Source organism: Paenibacillus pini JCM 16418, assembly GCF_000576305.1.
Lineage (GTDB): Bacteria > Bacillota > Bacilli > Paenibacillales > Paenibacillaceae > Paenibacillus_AQ > Paenibacillus_AQ pini.
This window is the reverse complement of the sequence record NZ_BAVZ01000014.1, coordinates 1-22,237: the sequence shown is the minus strand read 5'-3', so window position 1 is coordinate 22,237 and position 22,237 is coordinate 1. Positions and strand designations below refer to the sequence as shown.

Here is a 22,237-nt window from a genome sequence, read left to right as displayed (position 1 = left end):
ATTTCACCTCCACCTTATGCTTTTGCTGTAAATGAATTGCCATTTTTCTCCTGCTCTTGAATAGCCATCCACTCACTCAATTCATCTGCAATCTCAGACACAATTAGAGCATCGTCTGAAGCTGTATCCTTTTCCTTAGAGCGTCGATTAGACTGTTGCTGCTGTCCCGATCCAGGCTGACGTCCATCATGATACATTTGTGATTGAAGTGATTGATTTTGGGTAACCACAAGCTTTTCTACTTGAAGTCCTTGCGAATGCAGAGACGAACGAAGCTGACTCATTTGCTGTTCTAGTAAGTCTTTTGTTCCCGCATGTTCTGCAGTAAACTGGGCAATAAGTTGTCCATTTTGCATCGTGATTTTAATATCAACTTGACCCAAATGCTCTGGATACAAAGAGATCTTCGCTTCTGTAATACCTTGCTGTTTCACAATATCCAGCTTATTAATAACAAAGTTCGTCATTTCCTTAGAAAACGTATCCACTGGAACTGTTGGAACAGTTGCTGCTTTAAAAGGAGATTGAATTCCCTCTTTCATAACCAATTGGCCCGCTGTGATCGTGGTTTGGTTATCGACTACATCATCAAAATTCACACTAGAAACTTCTTCAATGGATGCACCTTCCACACGGCTTGAATTACTAGTTAGAGACGATGTAATGTTCTCCGTTGAAGTTTTTCTGCTAAGCTGAGACATTCTGGTGGGTTCCAGTAATGTATTGTTCTTCGCATCATTTTGCTTCACACTTTCCAGTATCGCAGTAAGACGCTTCAATTCACTACTGTTCGATGAACTGGGAACTGAATTACTAGGGATCGGCTGTGATTCAGAAATTTGGTCGGCATTTTCAGTCGAAGAAGCCTTTGATAATGATTCCATACCATTTTGGACTAACAAATTTTGAAAAGATCCGAGTAACTGTAGCGCGTTAGCTGGAATATCCTTTGATGTTGATGACTGAATCGCTGATAAAAGCTGTGCTAAACCATCCTGGACAGCAAACCGTAAAGTTTCGGGATGTTCTGCAAGCTGTGAAATTGCCGGAGAACGATCCTCATCTGACAACATCGATGGATCCTGCTCCTGATTAGCATTTAAAACCGTAGTAACCTGTTGCAACCAGCTTTGAAGAGAAATTATTAAGGAAGGGTCTGCTGCAATAGCATCATCCAATTTACTTGCGTTTTCCAACAGGCTATTCATAATCTGTGTCAAACCCTGAACTAAGGATTCATCTGCTGTTTCCGAGCCAATATCAGATGCGTTTTGAACTAGCCCAGTCAACAGAGTTCCAACTGAAAGAAGATTCGATGCCAGCGCCGCATTGCCCTCACCTGTCATCATCTGGGACAAGGACTTAACGAATGTATCCGTCCCCGTTCCTGGGGATACCGATGCAGCAGCTACCGTTGGTTTCAAACTACTTACATTACCTGTTGTGACATTTTGAAAAGCTAAGCTCATATTTTTTCACCTCCTTTCAAATGTACATAAGTTACATGATTTCGATTATTTAGTACTCATAAGCTTGTTCAAAATGACAGCTGACGTTGTTGCATCCTGTGATGACATTGCATCCAAAATACTTGATCGCGTAGAATCAGTGACTGAATTCAGAATTTTCAATGCTTTTTCAGGACTGATTTTATAAGTTTTCAATACTAACATCGCAGCACTTTTAGGTGGCATACTTGCAAATGTTTGACTAATCTGAGTTCGATCAAGACCAGTGCTTTCACTGGATGCTGGAGGAGAATTCTTATTAATACGCGACTGTAAAGCTGCTATAGCTAAGTCGCTAGATGAAACTACCTCTTTCAGCATCGTTGTAACTTCAGCAGCAATTTTCGGGTCCATTTTCTCTAAAATGGCGATACGGCTGTCATTTTTCATCGCACTAAGCAACTGTACTATTTCAGCAGTAGTCATACTCTGTAAAATAGGAGCGGACTTACTAGGACTCATATTTGCGTACATTTTAGCTAGATCCTTTATTTGCTTATCATAGGGATCATCTTCTTCATCAGAAGAGGTTTGAGACTGATTTTTAAGTTGCATCGAATCAAGCTCTTCTTGCGCGTTCTTGAGTTTAGTTTCCTGCTGTTGTTTTTCTTCATTCGCTTTTTGTAATGCAGTCTCTTTCGTTGCAAGCTTGTTCTTCAGCTCTTCAATTGTAGCTTTGGCACTTTTAACCTGTTGCTTGCTTTCATCCAATTTAGTTTTTTCAGGATCCTTATCAGGCTCAGGTACCCACTTATTAACAACAGGGATTTTGTTTGCAAACTCTAACATGTTATTGCGCCAGTTTACATTTAATAGAGTTAATAGAACGACAAGTAGTACAATTGTAAAAATAATAGGGATCATGAAGAATAAAACCCGTTCAAATCTCCCTGTTGTTTCTTTCTCTAAATCAAAATCATTATGAGCCACTTTCATTCCTCCCCCGAGGCAAGAGCATCCATTTGCTTCGTCAAACCCATATTATCTGGCTCTCATTGCAAACCTTACGGTTGCCATTTCATCAAGTTCTCCCTGCTCGCGCTGGAGCATTTGTTTTACAAAAGAATCCTTGGCCTTATCTCGAGCCTTCAGCCAAACTTTCTCATCCAGTAATTTATCGGATAGATGAATTTTCTCTTTCTTAACATGATCATTCGCCCGATGAACATCTGAATTTTTTTGAATAATACATAGTTCCAGGTGCTCTACATACGATTGTATTTCACGAATTTTGGCGACAGGAGTTTTGGTTCCAGCCGCCTCTTGAAGCTGATTAGCCATATAATCGCGGCTGTCCAGCAACTCATGTAGTGTCTTTTCTTCAGCTTGCAGCTTACCAATAGCGCTGGACAGCATCCATTCTGCTTGCGTTTTCTCGTTGCTTTTTAAATCTACGATTTTCTGGAACGCATATTGAAATCTCATCCCTTAGGTTCATCTCCTCAAAAATTCGGAAATCAAACGTTCTTGTGCTTGATCTAAAGTCACTTTTTCGTTCACTTTTTGCTTCGTGAAATCCCAAATATCCTGAATATATTCCATTGATTCATCAATTTGCTCATTTGAACCCTGCTGGTAGGCTCCAATGTTAATTAAATCTTCCGACTCCTTATACACAGCAAGAAGACGTTTGAGATTATCGGCCGCTTCGCTTTGCTCTTCAGGGGCAATGTCTTTCATCACCCGGCTGATACTTGCTAAAATATCTATCGCTGGAAAATGACCTTTGTGAGCGATTCCTCGATCAAGCACAATGTGCCCATCCAGAATACCTCGCACCGCATCTGCGATTGGCTCATTCATATCGTCTCCATCAACCAGTACGGTATAGAAAGCAGTAATCGAACCGGTTGGACCTGTTCCTGCTCGTTCTAGTAGTTTAGGTAAACTCGCAAATACCGAAGGAGTATATCCTCTCATAGCGGGAGGTTCACCTATAGCCAGTCCCACCTCACGCTGAGCCATAGCATAACGTGTTACAGAGTCCATCATGAGCATGACGTTAAGACCTCTGTCACGGAAATATTCAGCTATGGTTGTGGCGATCAATGCACCTTTAATGCGGATCAGTGCTGGCTGATCAGAGGTAGCTACAATCACTACAGATCTTTGAAGACCCTCTGGTCCGAGATCTCTCTCAATAAAATCTAGCACTTCACGTCCGCGTTCACCGATCAAGGCAATAACATTTACATCTGCCGCTGTATTACGGGCAATCATGCCCATCAGCGTGCTTTTACCAACCCCAGAACCTGCAAATATACCAACCCGCTGTCCCTTACCTATCGTAAGAAGTCCATCAATCGCTCTAACACCAATACTAATTGGCTCTAGTACTCTTGGCCGCTTAAGTGGATTAGAGGGTATGTTAAAAGTAGAACTGTAGGGCATTCGTGTCGGAATCAATGAACCATCTAAAGGTTGCCCCAGACCATCAAGAACTTTCCCAAGCAGTTCGGAACCGACCTGAACACTAAGGGGCTTGCCCGTTCCTACCACATCACAGCCAGGTCCAATGGACTGAAGTTCACCAAGAGGCATCAGAAGCACTTTATTATCTCTAAAACCTACTACCTCTGCTTTTAGAGGCTTCGCACTTTTAGTGGGATAAATGTAGCATAAGTCTCCAATGCTAGCATCGGGACCCTCTGACTCAACCATCAAACCAATCACCTGAGTAACCTTCCCGTTCACACGAACAGGATCCATGTTTCTCAAGTGATCCATATACCTTTCACTACTAGGCATCTTCATCTTGATGTCTCCGATCGTCATTATCCAGAGCAATGCGGATTAACTCTTTCTTAATTTCAGTCAACTGCGTATCTATTCTTGCATCTACGCTTCCGAATGACGAGCGGATCACACATCCACGATCGACAACCGTAGAGTCTGGTAAGATTTGCAATTCGGCCTGTGAATCAATGGCTACACTTAGCTCTTCTCTTGCTGCCTGTACAAAAGCAAAATTAGCAGGCGCTACACATAGTGTGATCGTCCCTTGCTCACGCTTACGAAGCAGATTTCTCTTAATCAAATCAACCGTGTATTCTGGCTCCAGCGAGAGCTGCTTATCAATAACTTTCTCAGCAATGGCACAACTTAGATCCACAAGAAAAGGCTCAGCTTCTTGGATGATTTGTTCCTTGACCTCGTAGGCCTGTTTTAATACAGCCTGTGCTTCCGTCATCATTTCTTGAATGCGAATCTGCAGTTCCTCTTCAGCCCGCTCTACTCCCTCGCGGTAACCTTGATCAAATCCTTCAGATTTAAGAGCTTCTACCAAATGCTCATCCTGATCGCGACGTTCTTGCCACCATGCAGCTACCTGTTCATTAGCTTGTCCTAGAATTTGCTCTGCTTCTTCAGAAGCCTCGCGTATTTGACGTTCAGCAAAATCTTTGGCATCCTCTAGCATTTCTTTACGTAGACGCTTGGTTTCTTCATCCACTTGAATGATTGGAGTTTCTTCCTGCTCATTCACTGTCTCAGTCTCTTTATCTTCGGTAGACGCATAGTGATGTCCCAAGTTTAATTGTCTCAGAATCTCAACGGGTACATACTGCGAAGATTTAATCAAATTAGACAATGATGTCATCTCCTCCGCCACGAGCTATGATAATCTCACCGGCTTCTTCCAATCTACGGATTGTTCCTACGATACGTGTCTGAGCTTCTTCAACATCACGCAACCGTACAGGACCCATGTATTCCATTTCTTCTTTGAACGTTTCTGCCATTCGTTTAGACATATTCCGGAAAATTACATCACGAACCTCTTCACTAGCCACTTTAAGCGCAAGCTGAAGATCGGCATTTTCGATGTCTCGTATAATACGTTGAATCGACCTGTTGTCCACATTGACGATATCCTCGAAGACAAACATCCGTTTCTTAATTTCTTCTGCAAGTTCAGGATCTTGAATTTCGAGTGCGTCGAGAATAGTACGTTCTGTACCACGGTCTACACCATTCAGGATCATTACAATCGACTCAATACCACCAGCATTCGTGTAATCCTGAGTCACCGTTGCCGACAGTTTTTGCTCCAATACGCGTTCGACTTGAGAAATGACTTCAGGAGAAGTACTGTCCATAACTGCGATTCTACGAGCAACGTCTGCTTGTTTTTCTTGTGGAAGCGAAGAGAGTATGCTAGCTGCTTGTTCAAATTGTAAATAAGATAATACGAGTGCGATGGTTTGTGCATTCTCATTTTGTATAAAGTTCAAAATCTGATTAGGGTCTGCTTTACGAGCAAAATCGAAAGGACGAACTTGCAACGTTGCCGTCAATCGATTGATCACTTCTAGAGCCTTTGTAGTACCAAGAGCCTTTTCAAGAATCTCTCTAGCGTAATTAATACCGCCTTGTGAAATATATTCTTGAGCCATACAGATTTGATGAAACTCTGACATAATCATATCTTTTTCCATACTGTCCACTTTGCGGACATTGGCAATTTCAAGCGTGAGTTGTTCAATCTCTTCATCACGCAAATGTTTAAATATTTGTGCAGATACTTCTGGACCCAAGGTAATGAGTAGAATTGCCGCTTTTTGTCTTCCACTCAGTCCCTGATTGTTTGGTTTTGCCAATGGATTCACCTCTATTCGTCAGCAAGCCATGTTCGAAGCAGGTTGACGAATTCGTCAGGTTTTCTTTTCGCCAACGTTTCGAGCTGCTTACGGACTTGACTTTCGTTCGTCACGCTATCCAAATTAATGGATGGAAATTCAGTTGGAATAGACATAGGAAGATCTTCTTCGATCTCTTCTTTTTGTTTGCGGCGTCTGTATATTAGGTAACCCCCACCTGCAAGTAAAGCAAGTGCGGCAAGACCAATCCCCCATAGCACCCCACTAGAAAGCTGAATGCCTTTGGACTCATTGACATTTCCACTATAAGGTTGCGAGTACACCGAAACTTTTTTTGTTAGGTCAGCGTCTGTATATGTAGTACCTGAATCAGCCAATGATGCTCTAACAATATTCACTAGAATATTCTGTATAGCATCCTCTGTTTTCTGATCAACACTTTTTTGACCAGCTGGTGGTTCAACTGCCACATTAATGGTTAAATCTTTTACAGTATATGGGCTAGCAACAATATTATTGGTAATACGGTTAACCTCGTAATTTATTGTTTTAGTCAAATCCTCAGAAGTTACATCACCCGTCGAAGAATCGCTTGGATACGTTGGAACATCAGTTGCTCCGGTTCCAGCCACACCACTTGTCGGATTGCTTTTCCCTTTATAATTCTTAGAAATTTCCTGAACACTAATTTCAATCCCCTTCATGTTATCCACATCGACTGGGGTTACCATATCTTCTTTTCTTTGAACCTTATCGAAATTAAGCTTAGAAACAACAAGTACATCTACTTTATTAGGGCCCATAAATTGACTTAGAAATTGTTTTACATTCTGGCGAACTTCATTCTCGAATTTCTTTTGAAGTGCGAAGTTCTCTTCAACATTGTTGACAAGTCCACCAGATCCCCCCTTAGCTGTAGCAAGCAGTTCCGCATTACTATCTGCTTCCGTTACCGTTATGTTTTCTACAGGAAGATTGGGTACAGATGTCTTCACCAGATTAAAATATCCATCAATCGCCTCTTGACTAGGATGATAACCAGGTTTGAATGTTATTACAACGGAAGCAGAAGCTTTGTTAGCGTCATCCGTACCCGCAAATACGCTCTCTTTAGGAAGATTAACAAGAACTTTTGCGTTTGCTATGCCGCTCATGCTAGTCAACAACTGCTGAATCTCACCGTTCAACGCATTGTTATATTTCACATTGAATTCACTATCGGTTGTACCTATAGAAGATGAATTCTGTTCAAATGTTCTGAAACCGATGGATCCGTTCTGAATAATCCCCTGCGAACCTACATCAACTTTAACTTTAGCTGCTTGTATACTCGGCACAGATATTGTTTTACCATCCACACCAAGTTTATATGGAATATTATTACTGTCCAGATAAGTCATGATTCCTGCTGAATCACTTGAATTCAAATCACGAAACGCTACTTCGTATTCGGTCTTAGAAAATTGCATTGTCATCACGATAATCGCTATAACAATAAAAGCAAAAGTTGATATAAATAACACTTTTTGTTTTTTACTAAATTGATTCCAGTATTGTAGGACCTTATCCTTGTACTGGATGATTCTTTCGTTCACAACTTCACCCACCCCACCCGAAACTTAGCTCGATCCGATTATACTTGCGTACGCATGATTTCTTGATAAGCTTCGATTACCTTATTACGAACTTGCGTCGTAAGCTGTATACTCAGCAATGCCTTCTCCGAAGCAATCATGGTCTGGTCAACATTTACTTGTCCGAGCATGAATTGGTTGTTCATCACTTGAGATGTTTTCTCTTGCTCAGATACTTGGTTAATGGCGTCTTCCAGATACGCACCGAATTTGCTAAGTGACTCTGAAGGTGTAGCAGTTTCTTGGGAACTATTTAGCACCTTCAAAGGTTGTACACTTTGAGTGGAAAACAAGGTGTTTTGAATCATTAATGTCCCTCCTTACGTATGTTTAATTTTTCACAAGTGTCTATTTACCTATTTCTAAAGCTTTCATAACCATCGATTTAGACGCATTCAGAGCTGTTACATTTGCTTCATAAGATCTCGTAGCAGAAATCATATCTATCATCTCTTTTGCAATATCTACATTAGGCATATATACATAGCCCTTTGCGTCCGCATCCGGATGCGTTGGGTTATAAACAGGCTTAAAAGCTGATTGATCATCTTTGATAGCAGAGACTTTAACACCTGCTGCTGTGCTTTGACCGCTCATTTGATTTTGAAGCAGTTCTGAGAAACTTGATTCATTAGGAGAAAGCACAACCATTTTTCGCCGATAAGGTACTGCTTGTCCATTAACCACCGATGCTCTAGTTGATTCTGCGTTTGCTACATTAGAAGAAATAACATCCATTCGCAGTCTTTGTGCTGTTAACGCAGAGGCACTAATATTGAAGCTACTGCTAATGTTCATTGAGTTTATCTCCCTTCAACTACAGTACGAATCATTTTGATTTGTTCATTCATCTGTTGGATGTATGAATTATATTGCAGTTGATTTTCGGCCAACTTCGACATTTCGGAATCAACATCCACGTTATTTAAGTTATTATTCATGGCAGTGGACTGGTCAACAGTTATTACTGGCGAAGGAATGGAACTTATAGGTCCAATGGCAAAGTGCCGGGAATCTGTAACCTTGCCGCGAAGCTCGGGCATTTCTCCATTAATTTCCTGCTGAAGTAGGCTTTCAAATGATACATCCGACTTTTTAAAATATGGTGTTTCTGCATTCGCAATATTGTTAGCAAGAACCTTCTGCCGCGTATTTGCAGCTTGTAGCCCGCTCTCCATGCGTTGAAAACTCATACTATTCAATAAGTCCAATTGCTTTCCCCCTTTTTTCCAAAAGTTGTATAATTGATTTTTCCACCATCTTACCGCAAATCCTCTTTTTTCGACAAAAGAATATATAAATAACGGTATTTCTAGGACTTAAGTAGAAAATTTTACTATGCTGTCGTATATCCTAAGTTTCTTAGAGATTGGGTTATATTACAATAAGAAAAAAGCCCTATCTTTTTTCAGAAAGAAGGGCTTTTATCTCATTTTTTGTTAAATTATTAACAATTCGGCCTGATATAAGGGCTCACAGGATTAAAAAGGTCTCATACAAAGTCAAAATTCGATAAAACAACAAATCTTTGGTCCTAGTTTTTCGGATTTACGCAAAAGAGAGACGATTTCTCTCCTCTGACTTCTATCATATCACTACAAAATATATTGGCTTAGATCACGATCTTGAGCGATATCGGACAACTTTTCTCGTACATACTCTGGCGTAATCACCATTCGTTCTAAAGTAAGCTCTGGAGCCTCAAAAGAAAGATCCTCAAGTAATTTCTCTAATATAGTATGAAGTCTCCGAGCGCCTATGTTTTCCGTATTCTGATTCACCGTTGCTGCAATCTTGGCAATTTCACGAATCGCTTCTGGTTCAAAGACAATTTCAATGTCCTCTGTTTTAATAAGATCTGTGTATTGCTTCGTTAAAGCATTCTTCGGTTCAGTTAGAATAGATACGAAATCCTCTAGAGTTAAACTGCTCAGTTCTACCCGAATTGGGAATCTACCCTGCAGCTCTGGAATAAGGTCTGAAGGTTTGGAAATATGGAATGCTCCTGCAGCTATAAATAAAATATAATCCGTCTTCACGGGACCATATTTTGTCATCACCGTTGATCCTTCAACAATTGGCAGAATATCGCGCTGTACGCCTTCTCTAGACACATCTGGGCCAGAACCCTTGCCATGACTGGCTACTTTATCAATTTCATCAATGAAGATAATCCCAGACTGCTCTGCACGCTGAATAGAATCAGAAATAACATCATCCATGTCGATTAACTTAGAAGCTTCATCCTGAATAAGTACTTTTCGAGCTTCTCTAATGGGAAGCTTACGTTTCTTTGTCTTACGTGGCAGCAAACTACCAAACATTTCTTGCATATTCATACCCATTTGATCGTTTCCCTGCCCTGCAAACATATCCATCATTGAAGGTGTATTGTCTTCTACGTCTACTTCAATTAGATCATTCTCCAAAGTACCCGACAACAATTGGAATTTAACCTTACGACGACGCTCAGCAAGCCCGCTGTCCTGTTGGTCTTTTTCCTCTTCCTGTTCGTTCTGATTGTTGTTTCCGCCACCAAAAATCATTTCAAAAGGATTCTTCTGTGACTTATTCTTAATCGATGAAGGCTCCAGAATATGTACAATTCGTTCATTAGCAAGCTCTTCAGCACGATCCTTCACTTTCTCTGTGCGTTCAAGTTTGACCATACGAATTGATGTTTCAATCAGATCCCGGACCATTGACTCTACGTCACGACCGACATATCCCACTTCAGTAAATTTGGTAGCTTCAATTTTGACAAAAGGAGCATGAACCAGTTTCGCAAGTCTTCTAGCGATTTCAGTCTTACCCACTCCTGTGGTCCAATCATTAGAATGTTCTTGGGAACAATTTCATCACGGATATCATCAGGAAGTAAATTGCGACGATACCTATTGCGCAAAGCAACAGCAACTGACTTTTTAGCCTGTTTCTGCCCTACGATATATTTATCCAGCTCAGCTACAATTTGTCTTGGAGTTAACGTTTGATTATCCATGTCCATTCCTCCCACTACAACTCTTCCACAATGATATTCGAATTGGTATATACGCAAATCTCAGATGCGATGGTTAATGCCTCTTTGGCAATATCCTTGGCTTCAAGTTCATGACCATGGCGTTTTAGCGCACGGCCAGCTGCTAGAGCAAAATTACCACCGGAACCAATGGCGAGCACGTCATCATCAGGCTCTATAATCTCTCCGCCACCCGAAATCAGCAGCATTCCACTCTTGTCCATAACAATCATTAGCGCTTCAAGTTTCCGAAGCACGCGATCTTGACGCCAATCCTTTGCGAGTTCTACAGCTGCACGCTGTAGATTACCATGATGTTCCTCTAGCTTACCCTCAAACTTTTCAAACAAAGTAATTGCATCTGCTACGGAACCAGCAAACCCAGCAATAACTTGCCCGCGATAGAGACGGCGTACCTTTTTGGCTGTCGTCTTCATAATGACGCTCTCCCCAAAGGTTACTTGCCCATCGCCAGCAATGGCAGACTTTCCGTTATGTCTCACAGCACAAATCGTTGTAGCATGAAAAGACAAATCCATATTCTATGACCTCCTTGTTATACTTCCTGATGTTCAGGTGACGCACTGGAGCTGTCAATAAACTTAGAAATACTTTCCAAAGCCCGATTAGCGAGCGCCTCATTCTTATCCTTTTTGCTACGCATTCTTACTTCAAGCTTAGGTAGCAATCCGAAATTGGCATTCATCGGTTGAAAATGTTCTGGGTCCGCAGTTGTAATATATTGTGCCATACTTCCAATCGTACTAGTAGCAGGTAATACGACACACTCTTCACCAAGTGCTACTCTCGCAGCGTTGATACCCGCTATAAGACCTGAAGCAGCAGATTCAACATATCCCTCTACCCCTGTCATTTGACCCGCAAAAAACAGGTTCTCATTCGTTTTAAGCTGATAGGTAGGTTTGAGCAACCTCGGCGAATTAATAAACGTATTGCGGTGCATGACACCATAACGAACATATTCCGCATTCTCAAGACCCGGAATCATAGAAAATACCCGCTTCTGCTCTCCCCATTTAAGATGAGTTTGGAAGCCTACCAAGTTATAAAGTGTACCTGCTGCATTATCTTGACGAAGCTGAACAACTGCATGAGGTAGTGTCCCCGTATGGGGATTTACAAGTCCTACAGGCTTCATCGGGCCAAATAGCGCAGTTTGTTTCCCACGGCTCATCATGACCTCAATCGGCATACACCCTTCAAAATAAACTTCTTTCTCAAAATCTTTCAACTGTGCAACCTCTGCTGTAATCAATGCCTCGTAAAAAGCATTGAATTCCTCTTCATTCATAGGACAGTTCAAATAAGCAGCTTCGCCCTTATCGTAGCGAGAGGCTAAATATACTTTATTCATATCAATGGAGTCCTTCTCAACGATCGGAGCCGCCGCATCATAAAAATAAAAATATTCTTCGCCCATAAGTGCTTTAATTTCAGAAGACAGAGATGGGGAGGTCAAAGGACCTGTAGCAATGACTACAATCCCATCATCAGGTATATGCTGCAGTTCTTCATTTACAACCTCGATTAGTGGATGATTATGCAGAATATCGGTAATATCACCAGAGAATCCATCACGATCCACAGCTAGTGCGCCCCCCGCAGGAACGGCATTCTTATCTGCTGAACGTAAAATAATAGAATCCAGCATCCGCATTTCTTCCTTAAGAACTCCAACTGCATTCGCTAAACCATTTGCACGCAATGAATTGGTACATACCAATTCCGCAAACTTATCCGTATGATGCGCGGGTGTTTTCACCACGGGTCTCATTTCATATAGTCTGACTGGAACGCCTCGGCTGGCAATTTGCCATGCAGCTTCACTACCCGCTAAGCCCGCTCCGATGACTGTCACTGTTGGTACCTGTTTCACTTGTATGACCTCCTACATTTTACGATTCTACGATTTCTTCATCATCCTGATCTTCAACCATCTCAACATGATCACATGATGTACATTGTAACTTAGTTCCTTGCTTGTTACGTTTCTCAACCATAAGGGAATCACACTTCGGACAAGGCTTAATGGACGGTCTATCCCATGATACAAAATCACAATCTGGGTAACGATCACATCCGAAGAATATCCGGCCTTTTTTACTACGTCTCTCTACGACATGACCTTCTTTACACTTCGGACAGGTCACACCTATATCTTTGACGATAGGTTTAGTATTGCGACAATCAGGGAATCCGGAACAAGCCAAAAACTTACCAAAACGCCCTAATTTATAAACTAGCGGTTTGCCGCATTTTTCACAAATTTCGTCAGAAACCTCATCTTCAATTTCGATTTCTTTCATTTCTTCTTCAGCAAATTCGAGACGCTTCTCAAACGATTCATAGAATTCGGCAAGTACTCTAACCCAATCCTCTGAGCCTTCCTCCACATGGTCAAGATCTTCTTCCATATGAGCAGTAAATTCAACGTTAAGAATTTCGGGGAAAAATTGTTCCATCTGTTCAATGACCAATTCTCCGAGTTCCGTTAGCATAAACTTCTTCTCTTCAATTGCCACATAGCCACGTTTCTGAATGGTTTCAAGTGTTGGAGCATACGTACTTGGACGTCCAATACCCAGTTCTTCCATAGCCTTTACTAAACGCGCTTCCGTATAACGCGGCGGCGGTTGCGTAAAATGCTGCTTCGGTTCTATATCCTGCTTCTTCAACTTATCACCTGCTGTAAGAACCGGCAAAAATTTGTCTTCATCTGTCGTACCGTCATCATTACCCTCAACGTAAACTTTCATGAAGCCAGGAAACCGGACCTTCGAACCTGAAGCACGGAACATTGCATTTCCAACTGCAATATCCACAGAAAGTGTATCTAGAATCGCAGAGGACATCTGACTAGCTACAAAACGTTCCCATACTAGTTTGTATAAACGGAATTGATCTCTGCTTAAGAATTGTTTTACGGAGTCAGGATTGCGCTCAACTGATGTAGGACGAACCGCTTCATGCGCTTCTTGAGCATTAGCGGCCTTCTTCGAATATTCACGAGGTGTTTCTGGAACAAAAGTGTCCCCGTATTTTTCCTGTATAAATACTTTGAATTCCTCTTGCGCTGAAGCAGCAACTCGAGTGGAATCCGTACGCATGTAAGTAATTAAACCTACTGTTCCTTCTTTTCCAAGCTCTACACCTTCATATAGTTGCTGCGCAACCGACATCGTCTTTGCAGCACGAAAGTTCAGCTTACGAGCAGCTTCTTGTTGCATCGAACTGGTAGTAAACGGCGGTGAAGGATGGCGTTGACGTTCCTTTTCCTTTACCTCGCTAACTTTAAAAGTCGATCCTTTAATGGCATCGAGTATTTCTTGAACATCCGCTTCTCTCGTAAGCTCTTTCTTCTGTCCATTCAATTGATGGAACTTTGCTTCAAAAACGGAATCGCCTTTACCCAATCGAGCTGTAATTGTCCAGTACTCTTCAGGTACAAAAGCATCAATCTCATTCTCGCGATCCAAAATGATTTTGACAGCAACGGACTGTACACGTCCTGCAGATAGTCCCTTTTTAACCTTTTTCCATAACAATGGGCTGATCTTATAACCAACTAATCGATCAAGTATACGTCTGGCTTGCTGAGCATTGACAAGATCCATATTGATTTTACGTGGTGTTTTAAAAGCATCCTTGACTGCTTGTTTCGTAATTTCATTAAATACAACACGACAACTTTCGTCTTGATTTAAATCAAGAGCATGAGCAAGATGCCAAGCAATCGCTTCACCTTCACGATCCGGGTCAGCTGCGAGGTAAACATTTTTCACTTTTTTACTAGCATCCTTCAGTTCCTTCAATATTGAACCTTTTCCACGGATGGTAATATATTTTGGATTGAAATCATTCTCTACTTCAACCCCGATTTGACTCTTCGGCAAATCACGAATGTGGCCCATTGAAGCCTTCACAATAAACTTACTGCCTAAATATTTGCCGATCGTCTTCGCCTTAGCAGGCGACTCTACGATGACGAGTGAATCCGCCACAGGCTCATCCTCCTCTCAAAACATCAGAATTATCTATTATATAATCTTGTATATTGCACCAGGTAATTGGGTAATCCGCATTTTTATGATTAAAGATAACAGAACTGAATGCAAATGTCCAAAATCCCACTGGCTGTGCTGCAGTAGCTCATCCAATGTGAACGGACCCTGCTCCAATACATGGTATAGTTCAAACTCCTCTGTTGTCAAATCGGTTTGTTGTACATCTGTAGCTTTTTGTACTTTGCTATTGTATGTATTCTCTATTACTTTTGGCAACCATGATTCATATTCTTCAAAAATATCACTCGCGCTGATAACCATTTTGGCTCCCTGTTTAATTAGCCCTAATGCACCCCGACTTTTGGGTGAAGTAATCGGTCCTGGCACGGCAAAGACATCTCGTCCAGCTTCCAAAGCAGCATCCGTCGTAATTAAAGAACCGCTTCGCAAATCTGCTTCTACTACTAATACTCCTAAAGATAATCCTGCAATAATTCGATTACGCTGAGGAAATAAACCGGGATGAGATGCGGTACCCGGTGGATATTCACTAATCAGTAATCCGTTATCCTTGATTCTTTCATATAAAGAACGGTTCTCTGGAGGATAGATGGTATCCATTGCAGTCCCTAGAACAGCTATTGTATTCCCTGCAGAAACGAGTGCCGATTCATGACAAACACTGTCGATTCCACGCGCCATCCCACTGACAACAGTGAGTCCACCAGAACATAAATCTTTGGCAATCTCAGTCCCTACTTTACGTCCATATGCAGTTGGCACTCTAGTTCCCACCATGGCAATACTCGATGAATGAAGTAAATCCGTTCGACCCCTACAATATAAAACCCATGGCGGCTCTGGACTTTCCAGTAGTAACACTGGGTAATTCTCATCTATTGCTGTTAGTACTTGAATCCCTTGAGACTCAATCTCAGCTTTACGTTTGTCGATCCAAGATGTAGAAATTTGTTGTTTTAGTTTATTAGATTGTTCAACGGAAAATCCATGATTCTCCCAATCTCTACTATTATAATGTAGCATGTCCTGAGAGAACACACCTTGTCTCATTAACCGTGATATGGTCTTCCTTCCAATTCCCGATGTTTCATGCAAAGCAATCAATATCCAGCGTTCATTCATTTTCATCTTACATCCCCCTTGTTAACTTGTTATAAAAAAACAAACTTAGAAAACGACAAAAAAGCAACCTCTTATCTCCCAACTGGAAAATAAAAGGTTGCTTACCTTAGAAGCGTATACTATTTATGAACAATTAATGAGTAGTGCATTTGTTCAAAATACCGCGTTCTTCAAGAACACTTACAAGTGTAGATCCCATTTCAGATGGGGTCGGAGCCACTTTGATGCCACACTCTTCGAGTTTAGCAATCTTCTCTTTGGCTGTACCCTTACCACCTGAAATGATCGCTCCTGCATGTCCCATACGTTTGCCTGGAGGTGCAGTTACCCCACCAATAAAGCCTACAACTGGTTTGGTCATATTGTCGCGAATCCACTCTGCAGCTTCTTCTTCAGCAGTACCACCAATTTCACCAATCATAATGACAGCATAGGTATTCGGATCATCATTGAATTTAGAAAGGATATCAATAAATTCCGATCCTTTAACCGGGTCACCACCAATACCCACAGCAGAGGACTGGCCAATGCCGCGAGTAGTTAACTGATGTACCGCTTCATATGTTAGTGTTCCACTACGGGAAACGACACCCACATGTCCTGGTGTATGGATGTAACCTGGCATAATACCAATTTTACATTCGCCCGGCGTGATAACACCCGGACAGTTTGGTCCGATCAGAACTGTATCTTTACCTTCCAGATAACGAGCGACTTTGACCATGTCAAGTACCGGAATTCCTTCCGTAATACAAATAACAAGTTCTAGGCCCGCATCGATGGCTTCCAAAATGGAATCCGCAGCGAAAGCTGGAGGTACATAGATTACGCTTGCAGTAGCACCTGTAGCTGCTTTTGCTTCCTCAACGGTATTGAACACGGGTAGACTAACCGTCTGTCCGTTTTCTAGCGAAATTTCCACTTGGGAACCACCTTTACCCGGTGAAGTTCCGCCTACCATTTGAGTTCCGTAATCAAGCGCACCTTTCGCATGGAAAAGGGCGGTTTTACCAGTGATACCCTGGGTAATGACTTTTGTATTTTTATCAACCAAAATACTCACGATTCGTTCACATCCCCTGTCGTATTTAAAAAGGTACTATTTTACGAGTGAGACAATTTTTTGAGCACCATCAGCCATAGAATCAGCAGCTACGATATTCAGACCTGATTCAGCAAGGATTTTCTTGCCTAGTTCTACATTTGTTCCTTCCAAACGCACAACTAGAGGACGTGTTAAACCAAGCTGTTTAGCTGCTTCAACCACACCATCAGCAATAACATCACAACGCATAATGCCGCCGAAAATGTTAACGAAAATACCTTTGACCTGCTCATCAGACAAGATAATCTTGAATGCTTCAGTTACCTTCTCTGTTGTAGCACCGCCCCCTACGTCTAGGAAGTTAGCTGGGTCTCCACCATAGTATTTGATGATATCCATTGTAGCCATAGCCAGACCTGCGCCATTAACCATACAACCGATGTTACCATCAAGAGCTATGTAGCTCAGATCATACTTAGATGCTTCAATTTCCTTCTCATTCTCTTCATCCAAATCACGTAGTTCCATAATGTCTTTATGACGGAACAATGCATTGGAATCGAAATTAAGCTTGGCATCTAGTGCCATAACGTTGCCATCACCTGTAACGACTAACGGGTTGATCTCTGCAATCGAACAGTCTTTCTCAACGAATGCTGTGTACAATGCCTGCATGAACTGTACTGCTTTGTTAATCAGCTCATTAGGAATGTTAATCGCATAAGCAAGTTTGCGAGCCTGGAATACCTGCAGTCCCAGAACTGGATCGACAACTTCTTTGAAAATTTTCTCAGGAGTAGCTGCAGCCACTTCCTCAATTTCAGTACCGCCCTCTTCGGAAGCCATCAAAACGACGCGGCCAGTGTCACGGTCAACAACGACACCGATGTAATATTCCTTACGGATATCACAGCCTTCTTCAATCAAAAGACGCTTCACTTCTTTACCTTCAGGGCCAGTTTGGTGTGTTACCAATACTTTACCGAGAATTTCCTGTGCATACGCACGGACTTCGTCAAGGTTCTTAGCAACTTTAACGCCGCCAGCTTTACCCCGGCCGCCTGCATGAATTTGCGCTTTGACAACCGTAACCGGACTGCCTAATGATTTAGCGGCTTCTACTGCTTCTTCCACCGTGTACGCAACCTTTCCGTTAGGAACGGCAACTCCATACGCTTTTAAAACTTGCTTTCCTTGATATTCATGGATATTCATTTAATGGAATCCTCCTATCAACATGACTGCCACAAGGTGGGTTATGGTCAATGGAAAATATTTATAAACCCAAACAATTGTAACATGATTTTGATATGCATACCTTATAATATGACCAAATGATCCACAGTATTTTGATATCGGTTTAATCCCTCTTTGCGAATGTTTGGAAAAATATGTTAATTATAGAATGTAAACTCTTATTTTATATTTATATCATCAATTATTTATGCTTCCTATTCGTCTCATGAACTCTTTCTAACAAGTGATTGAATTGAGTCAGAAGATCGTTAAATTCTTCGCTACTAATGCAAATATCCTTTTGCATAGATTCCGGTATGCTCTGAGCTTTATCTCTAAGCTTCAAGCCCGCTTCGGTAAGTGTGATAATAACTTTGCGCTCATCCTGAATTGAACGTTCTCGGACGATCAGACCTGCAGTTTGAATTCTTTTGAGTAAAGGTGTAAGGGTACCCGAGTCCAGATACAAAGCCTCCCCCAGCTGGGATACGGTACAGGAACCGCGCTCCCACAATACTAACAAAACAAGGTACTGCGAGTATGTCACCCCCAGCTTGTCAAGGTAAGGTTGATATAGCTTTGTAATTTCCCGCGAGCAAGCGTAGATGGTGAAACACAGCTGATTCTCCAGTTGTAATTGAGGCATAGGCGTAATTGCTTCATCTTTCATTCATCACCTGCCTTTATAATCTAATAATATCATACTGCAATTATATTATCATGAATGTCCTTAGTTACATTTCTTGACTTTTAGCTACTTCAATTTTACAATTTAGGTAGAATTATATTAACTGATCATAAACAAATGAAAATGGGGAAGCACCTTTTTTTCAAATCACATACCGCAAGTCCAATTCAGGATTGTGGTCATGTCTAATTTGATAAAGAGGTGCTTTTGCGTATGTATGGAAAAATGTTCAGTTCTTGTTTATATGGAATCGATGGTGTCATCATTCAGGTTGAAGTTGATCTTGCCAATGGTCTCCCGCAGACGTCTATTATTGGTTTACCAGATTCCTCAATAAGAGAAGCCGTGGAACGCGTAAGAGCCGCCATTAAAAATTGTGGGTTTACGTTCCCAATGCAGCGTGTAACGATTAATCTAGCTCCTGCTGATCTAAGAAAAGAAGGAACTGCCTTTGACTTAGCTATAGCCCTCGGCATTCTAACGACAAGTGGCCAGATTAAACTTCCCGCAGCTGAAGATATACTTCTGATTGGTGAGCTTGCATTAGACGGAAGCTTACGCCTGTAACGGGTGTATTATCCATGATTGATCGCGCCAAAAGAGAAGGGTTCCGCTCTGTGCTGCTTCCTAGAGAAAACGCTGCTGAAGCGACTCTCATTGAAGATATTAAAATTTATGGAATAAATCATCTACAAGAGTTACTCAAAGATGTGGAAAATTCCAAAGTTACAAGGAATTCATCAGGTAATCCAGTATCGATTCCTTCACTCTCTTTTTTGCAAATGCACCCTAAACCGGTGGAACAGCCAGAACTATACATATCTGAGGATTACATGGATGTGCTTGGACAACAACATGTGAAACGCGCACTAACGATTGCAGCAGCTGGAATGCATAATATCATTCTGATGGGACCTCCTGGTACCGGTAAGACGATGCTTATTAAGCGTCTCCCTTCGATTCTACCTGCTATGACTGAGCAAGAAGCACTTGAAACGACCAAAATTTATAGCGCAGCAGGTAAACTGAAGGAGCCCTCTTCCGGATTGCTTCGCAAGCGTCCATTTCGTTCGCCGCATCATACGATTTCTCCAGGTGGACTTATTGGTGGAGGATCCATCCCCAAACCAGGGGAAGTTAGTCTAGCTCATCGCGGAATTCTCTTCTTAGATGAACTTCCTGAATTCACACGTCAAGTGCTTGAGGTGCTGCGCCAGCCGCTTGAAGATAAGTCCGTTACGATTAGCCGCGCTCGTGCTGTGCATACTTTCCCGGCTCAATTTATGCTGGCAGCCTCCATGAATCCTTGTCCCTGTGGATATATGGGTAGTGATCACCCCGAGCATCACTGTACTTGTAGTGCTTCGCGAATTGCTCACTACCGCTCCAAAATTTCCGGCCCTTTACTGGACCGAATGGATTTACATGTGGATGTACCACGGCCTCGAGAATGGACGCGTGAAAAATTGAGTTTATCGTCAGCGGAGATGCGTGAACAAGTGGATCAGGCGCATGCCAGGCAGGTCATCCGTTATAAACATCTCCCATTTGGATGGAACAGTGAGTTATCTGGTAGTTCACTCCATCACTTCACCAAACTTGATTCTTCTACACATGACATGCTCAGGCAGACCATTGAAGTACTTGGGCTGAGCATGCGTGCTTATGACCGAATACTTAAATTGGCACGAACCATTGCCGATCTGGATGGCTTAGAGAACATTACATCGTCGCATGTCGCTGAAGCCATTCAGTACCGTAATTTGGACCGGGCGCAGATTATGATGAATGAATAGTTAGATCCTTTTCACTGTAAGTGCAACGCTTATAATAAATAAAAGACTTCCATTTAACACTCTTCGGAAGTCTTTTTGGATTTTAGTATTAAGTGTCCTAATTTAAAAAGCGTTCTCTATATGCTCTAGGCTTGCTATCGTAAGATCTGCATTAAACTGTACCGCGATGAAATCAAACCGAATATTTTTATTCTTCGTCTGTTTATAATGTAGGTATACTTCAGCTGTACCGCGAACCTGTCTGATTTTACGCATATCTACCGATTCCGCCGCTGTCCCATAGCGGACATTGCTGCCCCTACTTCGAACTTCGATGAAAATAAGCCAGTCATCATACTCCATCACTAAATCTAGTTCACCACTGCGGCAACGCCAATTTCTATCCTTCAGAAGATAGCCTTGAGAGAGCAAATATTGGTAGGCCGCCTCTTCTGCAGCAGCCCCCTTTTGTTTGCGATTGTCATTACGATGAGTTCCATCCGTCACCACAGCTTCTCCCTTTCTTGAGCCATCCGATCCGCACGATAAACATAGCTTAATACCTCAGCAACCAACTGGTATAGCTCGGGTGGAATCTGCTGATCCAAATCCAGCTTCGATAAGACCTCCACTAAAGCTGCATCTTCCTGCACCGGGACACCATGCTCTTTAGCTCTTTCTAGAATGGTCTCTGCTATTTTCCCTCGCCCTTTGGCAACCACAATAGGGGCTTCCGATTCTCCCGGAGCATATTTGAGCGCTACCGCTTTTTTCAGTCGAGGTGAAGGCTCTTGCGGCTTATCACTCATATTCGCATATCCACCCCTTTGTATGTTTGAGGAACGAAGTCCGAAGCGTTTGGGGATGTTATACCATCTGCATTTTTAGCAGCTAGCACGGGTAGCGGTCCTGCTTTCAAAGTCAGTAAATGATACCCTAGAGACTCCATAGCGCTAGAAATTTCGTCTCTACGTTCTTCGAGTAAAGGTGCAGCCCAATCATTATCATTGTGCACCTTCAAACTTACAATTTGATCAACGACCTGCACATCTATTAAGGTTTGTCCCAAATGCTTCATTTGCAGATCAAACCATAAATGACAGTTAGAAGCGTCTAATTCGCCTTTTTTACCACGCCGTGATTGAATTTGTACAGATGCCGTTTCTTGGCCATCCGGTCCGTTAAGGGGGATAAACATAGTGACCTGAGCAAAAGGAGCCGTGCGATCTGTATTCAGCAACAATTGCTGACCCGTTAAAGATTGAATCAACTGTTGCGCCGCTTCTCTTAGTACTGGAGGTACGTCATCCCGTCTTACCAACTGTAAGAGCACGCCCTTAAGCGTATCCTCACCATCAGCAGACAACGAATGCTCCGAGTGGATCACCGCTGTTATATCATTTAGAGCCGCCGCCGTACTATGAGCAACTCCTTGCTGTGCTGAAGCGCGGGTCAGATGCTCCAGACCCGGGGATATTGGGGCTGCCGCTTGTTGTGAGGCAGCAGCTTGCAGCGCAACACCCGTAGGCGTTGCGCTCGGTTGGGTCGTCTGGGGCGCACCTGTGG

19 protein-coding genes and 3 pseudogenes are annotated in these 22,237 nt (G+C 42.2%); 1 reads left to right on the top strand and 21 read right to left on the bottom strand.

What is annotated here, in order from left to right; all coding sequences use genetic code 11:
• Positions 1 to 14: 14 nt before the first annotated feature.
• From JCM16418_RS17260 to JCM16418_RS17175, 18 genes and pseudogenes are all read right to left on the bottom strand, one after another.
• On the bottom strand, positions 15 to 1,469 hold the full coding sequence (locus JCM16418_RS17260; protein ID WP_052020470.1) for a flagellar hook-length control protein FliK: 1,455 nt from the start codon (positions 1,467 to 1,469) through the stop codon (positions 15 to 17).
• Positions 1,470 to 1,514: 45 nt separating this feature from the next.
• Positions 1,515 to 2,444: a MotE family protein gene (locus JCM16418_RS17255; RefSeq protein WP_036651450.1), complete on the bottom strand. Its 930-nt coding sequence runs from the start codon at positions 2,442 to 2,444 to the stop codon at positions 1,515 to 1,517.
• Positions 2,445 to 2,489: 45 nt separating this feature from the next.
• A complete protein-coding gene (fliJ, locus tag JCM16418_RS17250; RefSeq protein WP_036651448.1) occupies positions 2,490 to 2,933 on the bottom strand; it encodes a flagellar export protein FliJ in 444 nt (147 codons plus the stop codon).
• A 9-nt stretch (positions 2,934 to 2,942) separates the two neighbouring features.
• Complete coding sequence (fliI, locus tag JCM16418_RS17245) at positions 2,943 to 4,262, bottom strand: flagellar protein export ATPase FliI (protein WP_036651445.1); 1,320 nt, start codon at positions 4,260 to 4,262, stop codon at positions 2,943 to 2,945.
• On the bottom strand, positions 4,249 to 5,097 hold the full coding sequence (locus JCM16418_RS17240) for a FliH/SctL family protein (protein ID WP_036651442.1): 849 nt from the start codon (positions 5,095 to 5,097) through the stop codon (positions 4,249 to 4,251). Before JCM16418_RS17240 ends, fliI begins: the two co-directional genes overlap by 14 nt.
• Positions 5,090 to 6,106, bottom strand: a complete 1,017-nt coding sequence (gene fliG / locus JCM16418_RS17235; RefSeq protein ID WP_036651440.1) for a flagellar motor switch protein FliG — start codon at positions 6,104 to 6,106, stop codon at positions 5,090 to 5,092. The genes JCM16418_RS17240 and fliG overlap by 8 nt, the downstream gene beginning before the upstream one ends.
• A gap of 11 nt (positions 6,107 to 6,117) precedes the next feature.
• A complete protein-coding gene (gene fliF / locus JCM16418_RS17230) occupies positions 6,118 to 7,701 on the bottom strand; it encodes a flagellar basal-body MS-ring/collar protein FliF (RefSeq protein WP_036651438.1) in 1,584 nt (527 codons plus the stop codon).
• A 38-nt stretch (positions 7,702 to 7,739) separates the two neighbouring features.
• On the bottom strand, positions 7,740 to 8,048 hold the full coding sequence (fliE, locus tag JCM16418_RS17225) for a flagellar hook-basal body complex protein FliE (RefSeq protein ID WP_036651436.1): 309 nt from the start codon (positions 8,046 to 8,048) through the stop codon (positions 7,740 to 7,742).
• A 40-nt stretch (positions 8,049 to 8,088) separates the two neighbouring features.
• The gene (flgC, locus tag JCM16418_RS17220) at positions 8,089 to 8,538 is read right to left on the bottom strand and encodes a flagellar basal body rod protein FlgC (protein WP_036651434.1); all 450 of its coding nucleotides are present in this window, start codon (positions 8,536 to 8,538) and stop codon (positions 8,089 to 8,091) included.
• 5 nt (positions 8,539 to 8,543) lie between these two features.
• On the bottom strand, positions 8,544 to 8,951 hold the full coding sequence (gene flgB / locus JCM16418_RS17215; protein WP_036651432.1) for a flagellar basal body rod protein FlgB: 408 nt from the start codon (positions 8,949 to 8,951) through the stop codon (positions 8,544 to 8,546).
• Positions 8,952 to 9,335: 384 nt separating this feature from the next.
• Positions 9,336 to 10,741 (bottom strand): annotated as a pseudogene (gene hslU, locus JCM16418_RS17210) (ATP-dependent protease ATPase subunit HslU).
• Positions 10,742 to 10,755: 14 nt separating this feature from the next.
• Positions 10,756 to 11,298 carry an ATP-dependent protease subunit HslV gene (gene hslV / locus JCM16418_RS17205; protein WP_036651430.1) on the bottom strand — a complete coding sequence of 181 codons (543 nt, stop codon included), beginning with the start codon at positions 11,296 to 11,298 and terminating at the stop codon, positions 10,756 to 10,758.
• Between the two features lie 17 nt (positions 11,299 to 11,315).
• Positions 11,316 to 12,656 (bottom strand): FADH(2)-oxidizing methylenetetrahydrofolate--tRNA-(uracil(54)-C(5))-methyltransferase TrmFO, encoded by a 1,341-nt coding sequence (gene trmFO / locus JCM16418_RS17200; protein ID WP_036651428.1) that lies wholly within the window; start codon positions 12,654 to 12,656, stop codon positions 11,316 to 11,318.
• Between the two features lie 19 nt (positions 12,657 to 12,675).
• Positions 12,676 to 14,781, bottom strand: a complete 2,106-nt coding sequence (topA, locus tag JCM16418_RS17195; RefSeq protein ID WP_036651426.1) for a type I DNA topoisomerase — start codon at positions 14,779 to 14,781, stop codon at positions 12,676 to 12,678.
• Between the two features lie 36 nt (positions 14,782 to 14,817).
• Positions 14,818 to 15,927 carry a DNA-processing protein DprA gene (gene dprA, locus JCM16418_RS17190; protein ID WP_172679246.1) on the bottom strand — a complete coding sequence of 370 codons (1,110 nt, stop codon included), beginning with the start codon at positions 15,925 to 15,927 and terminating at the stop codon, positions 14,818 to 14,820.
• Between the two features lie 133 nt (positions 15,928 to 16,060).
• On the bottom strand, positions 16,061 to 16,990 hold the full coding sequence (gene sucD / locus JCM16418_RS17185; protein WP_036651420.1) for a succinate--CoA ligase subunit alpha: 930 nt from the start codon (positions 16,988 to 16,990) through the stop codon (positions 16,061 to 16,063).
• Positions 16,991 to 17,026: 36 nt separating this feature from the next.
• A complete protein-coding gene (gene sucC / locus JCM16418_RS17180) occupies positions 17,027 to 18,187 on the bottom strand; it encodes an ADP-forming succinate--CoA ligase subunit beta (RefSeq protein WP_036651417.1) in 1,161 nt (386 codons plus the stop codon).
• Between the two features lie 223 nt (positions 18,188 to 18,410).
• Positions 18,411 to 18,878: a MarR family winged helix-turn-helix transcriptional regulator gene (locus tag JCM16418_RS17175; protein WP_242403887.1), complete on the bottom strand. Its 468-nt coding sequence runs from the start codon at positions 18,876 to 18,878 to the stop codon at positions 18,411 to 18,413.
• A 231-nt stretch (positions 18,879 to 19,109) separates the two neighbouring features.
• Here JCM16418_RS17175 and JCM16418_RS17170 point away from each other — a divergent pair.
• A pseudogene (locus JCM16418_RS17170) lies at positions 19,110 to 20,692 on the top strand (YifB family Mg chelatase-like AAA ATPase).
• 102 nt (positions 20,693 to 20,794) lie between these two features.
• Here JCM16418_RS17170 and JCM16418_RS17165 read toward each other — a convergent pair.
• From JCM16418_RS17165 to JCM16418_RS25050, 3 genes and pseudogenes are all read right to left on the bottom strand, one after another.
• Entirely contained in the window at positions 20,795 to 21,178 is a 384-nt protein-coding gene (locus tag JCM16418_RS17165) for a YraN family protein (RefSeq protein WP_036651414.1), read from the bottom strand.
• The gene (locus tag JCM16418_RS17160; RefSeq protein WP_036651411.1) at positions 21,175 to 21,480 is read right to left on the bottom strand and encodes an EscU/YscU/HrcU family type III secretion system export apparatus switch protein; all 306 of its coding nucleotides are present in this window, start codon (positions 21,478 to 21,480) and stop codon (positions 21,175 to 21,177) included. Before JCM16418_RS17160 ends, JCM16418_RS17165 begins: the two co-directional genes overlap by 4 nt.
• Positions 21,477 to 22,237: pseudogene (locus tag JCM16418_RS25050) on the bottom strand (DNA ligase); the annotation flags it as partial. The pseudogene JCM16418_RS25050 and the gene JCM16418_RS17160, both read right to left, overlap by 4 nt.

Bases quoted from the DNA above. Each gene is read 5' to 3' on its own strand.
- JCM16418_RS17260 (WP_052020470.1), bottom strand. From the start codon at position 1,469: ATGAGCTTAGCTTTTCAAAATGTCACAACAGGTAATGTAAGTAGTTTG.
- JCM16418_RS17255 (WP_036651450.1), bottom strand. From the start codon at position 2,444: ATGAAAGTGGCTCATAATGATTTTGATTTAGAGAAAGAAACAACAGGG.
- fliJ (WP_036651448.1), bottom strand. From the start codon at position 2,933: ATGAGATTTCAATATGCGTTCCAGAAAATCGTAGATTTAAAAAGCAAC.
- fliI (WP_036651445.1), bottom strand. From the start codon at position 4,262: ATGAAGATGCCTAGTAGTGAAAGGTATATGGATCACTTGAGAAACATG.
- fliE (WP_036651436.1), bottom strand. From the start codon at position 8,048: ATGATTCAAAACACCTTGTTTTCCACTCAAAGTGTACAACCTTTGAAG.
- flgC (WP_036651434.1), bottom strand. From the start codon at position 8,538: ATGAACATTAGCAGTAGCTTCAATATTAGTGCCTCTGCGTTAACAGCA.
- hslV (WP_036651430.1), bottom strand. From the start codon at position 11,298: ATGGATTTGTCTTTTCATGCTACAACGATTTGTGCTGTGAGACATAAC.
- dprA (WP_172679246.1), bottom strand. From the start codon at position 15,927: ATGAATGAACGCTGGATATTGATTGCTTTGCATGAAACATCGGGAATT.
- sucC (WP_036651417.1), bottom strand. From the start codon at position 18,187: ATGAATATCCATGAATATCAAGGAAAGCAAGTTTTAAAAGCGTATGGA.
- JCM16418_RS17175 (WP_242403887.1), bottom strand. From the start codon at position 18,878: ATGAAAGATGAAGCAATTACGCCTATGCCTCAATTACAACTGGAGAAT.
- JCM16418_RS17160 (WP_036651411.1), bottom strand. From the start codon at position 21,480: ATGAGTGATAAGCCGCAAGAGCCTTCACCTCGACTGAAAAAAGCGGTA.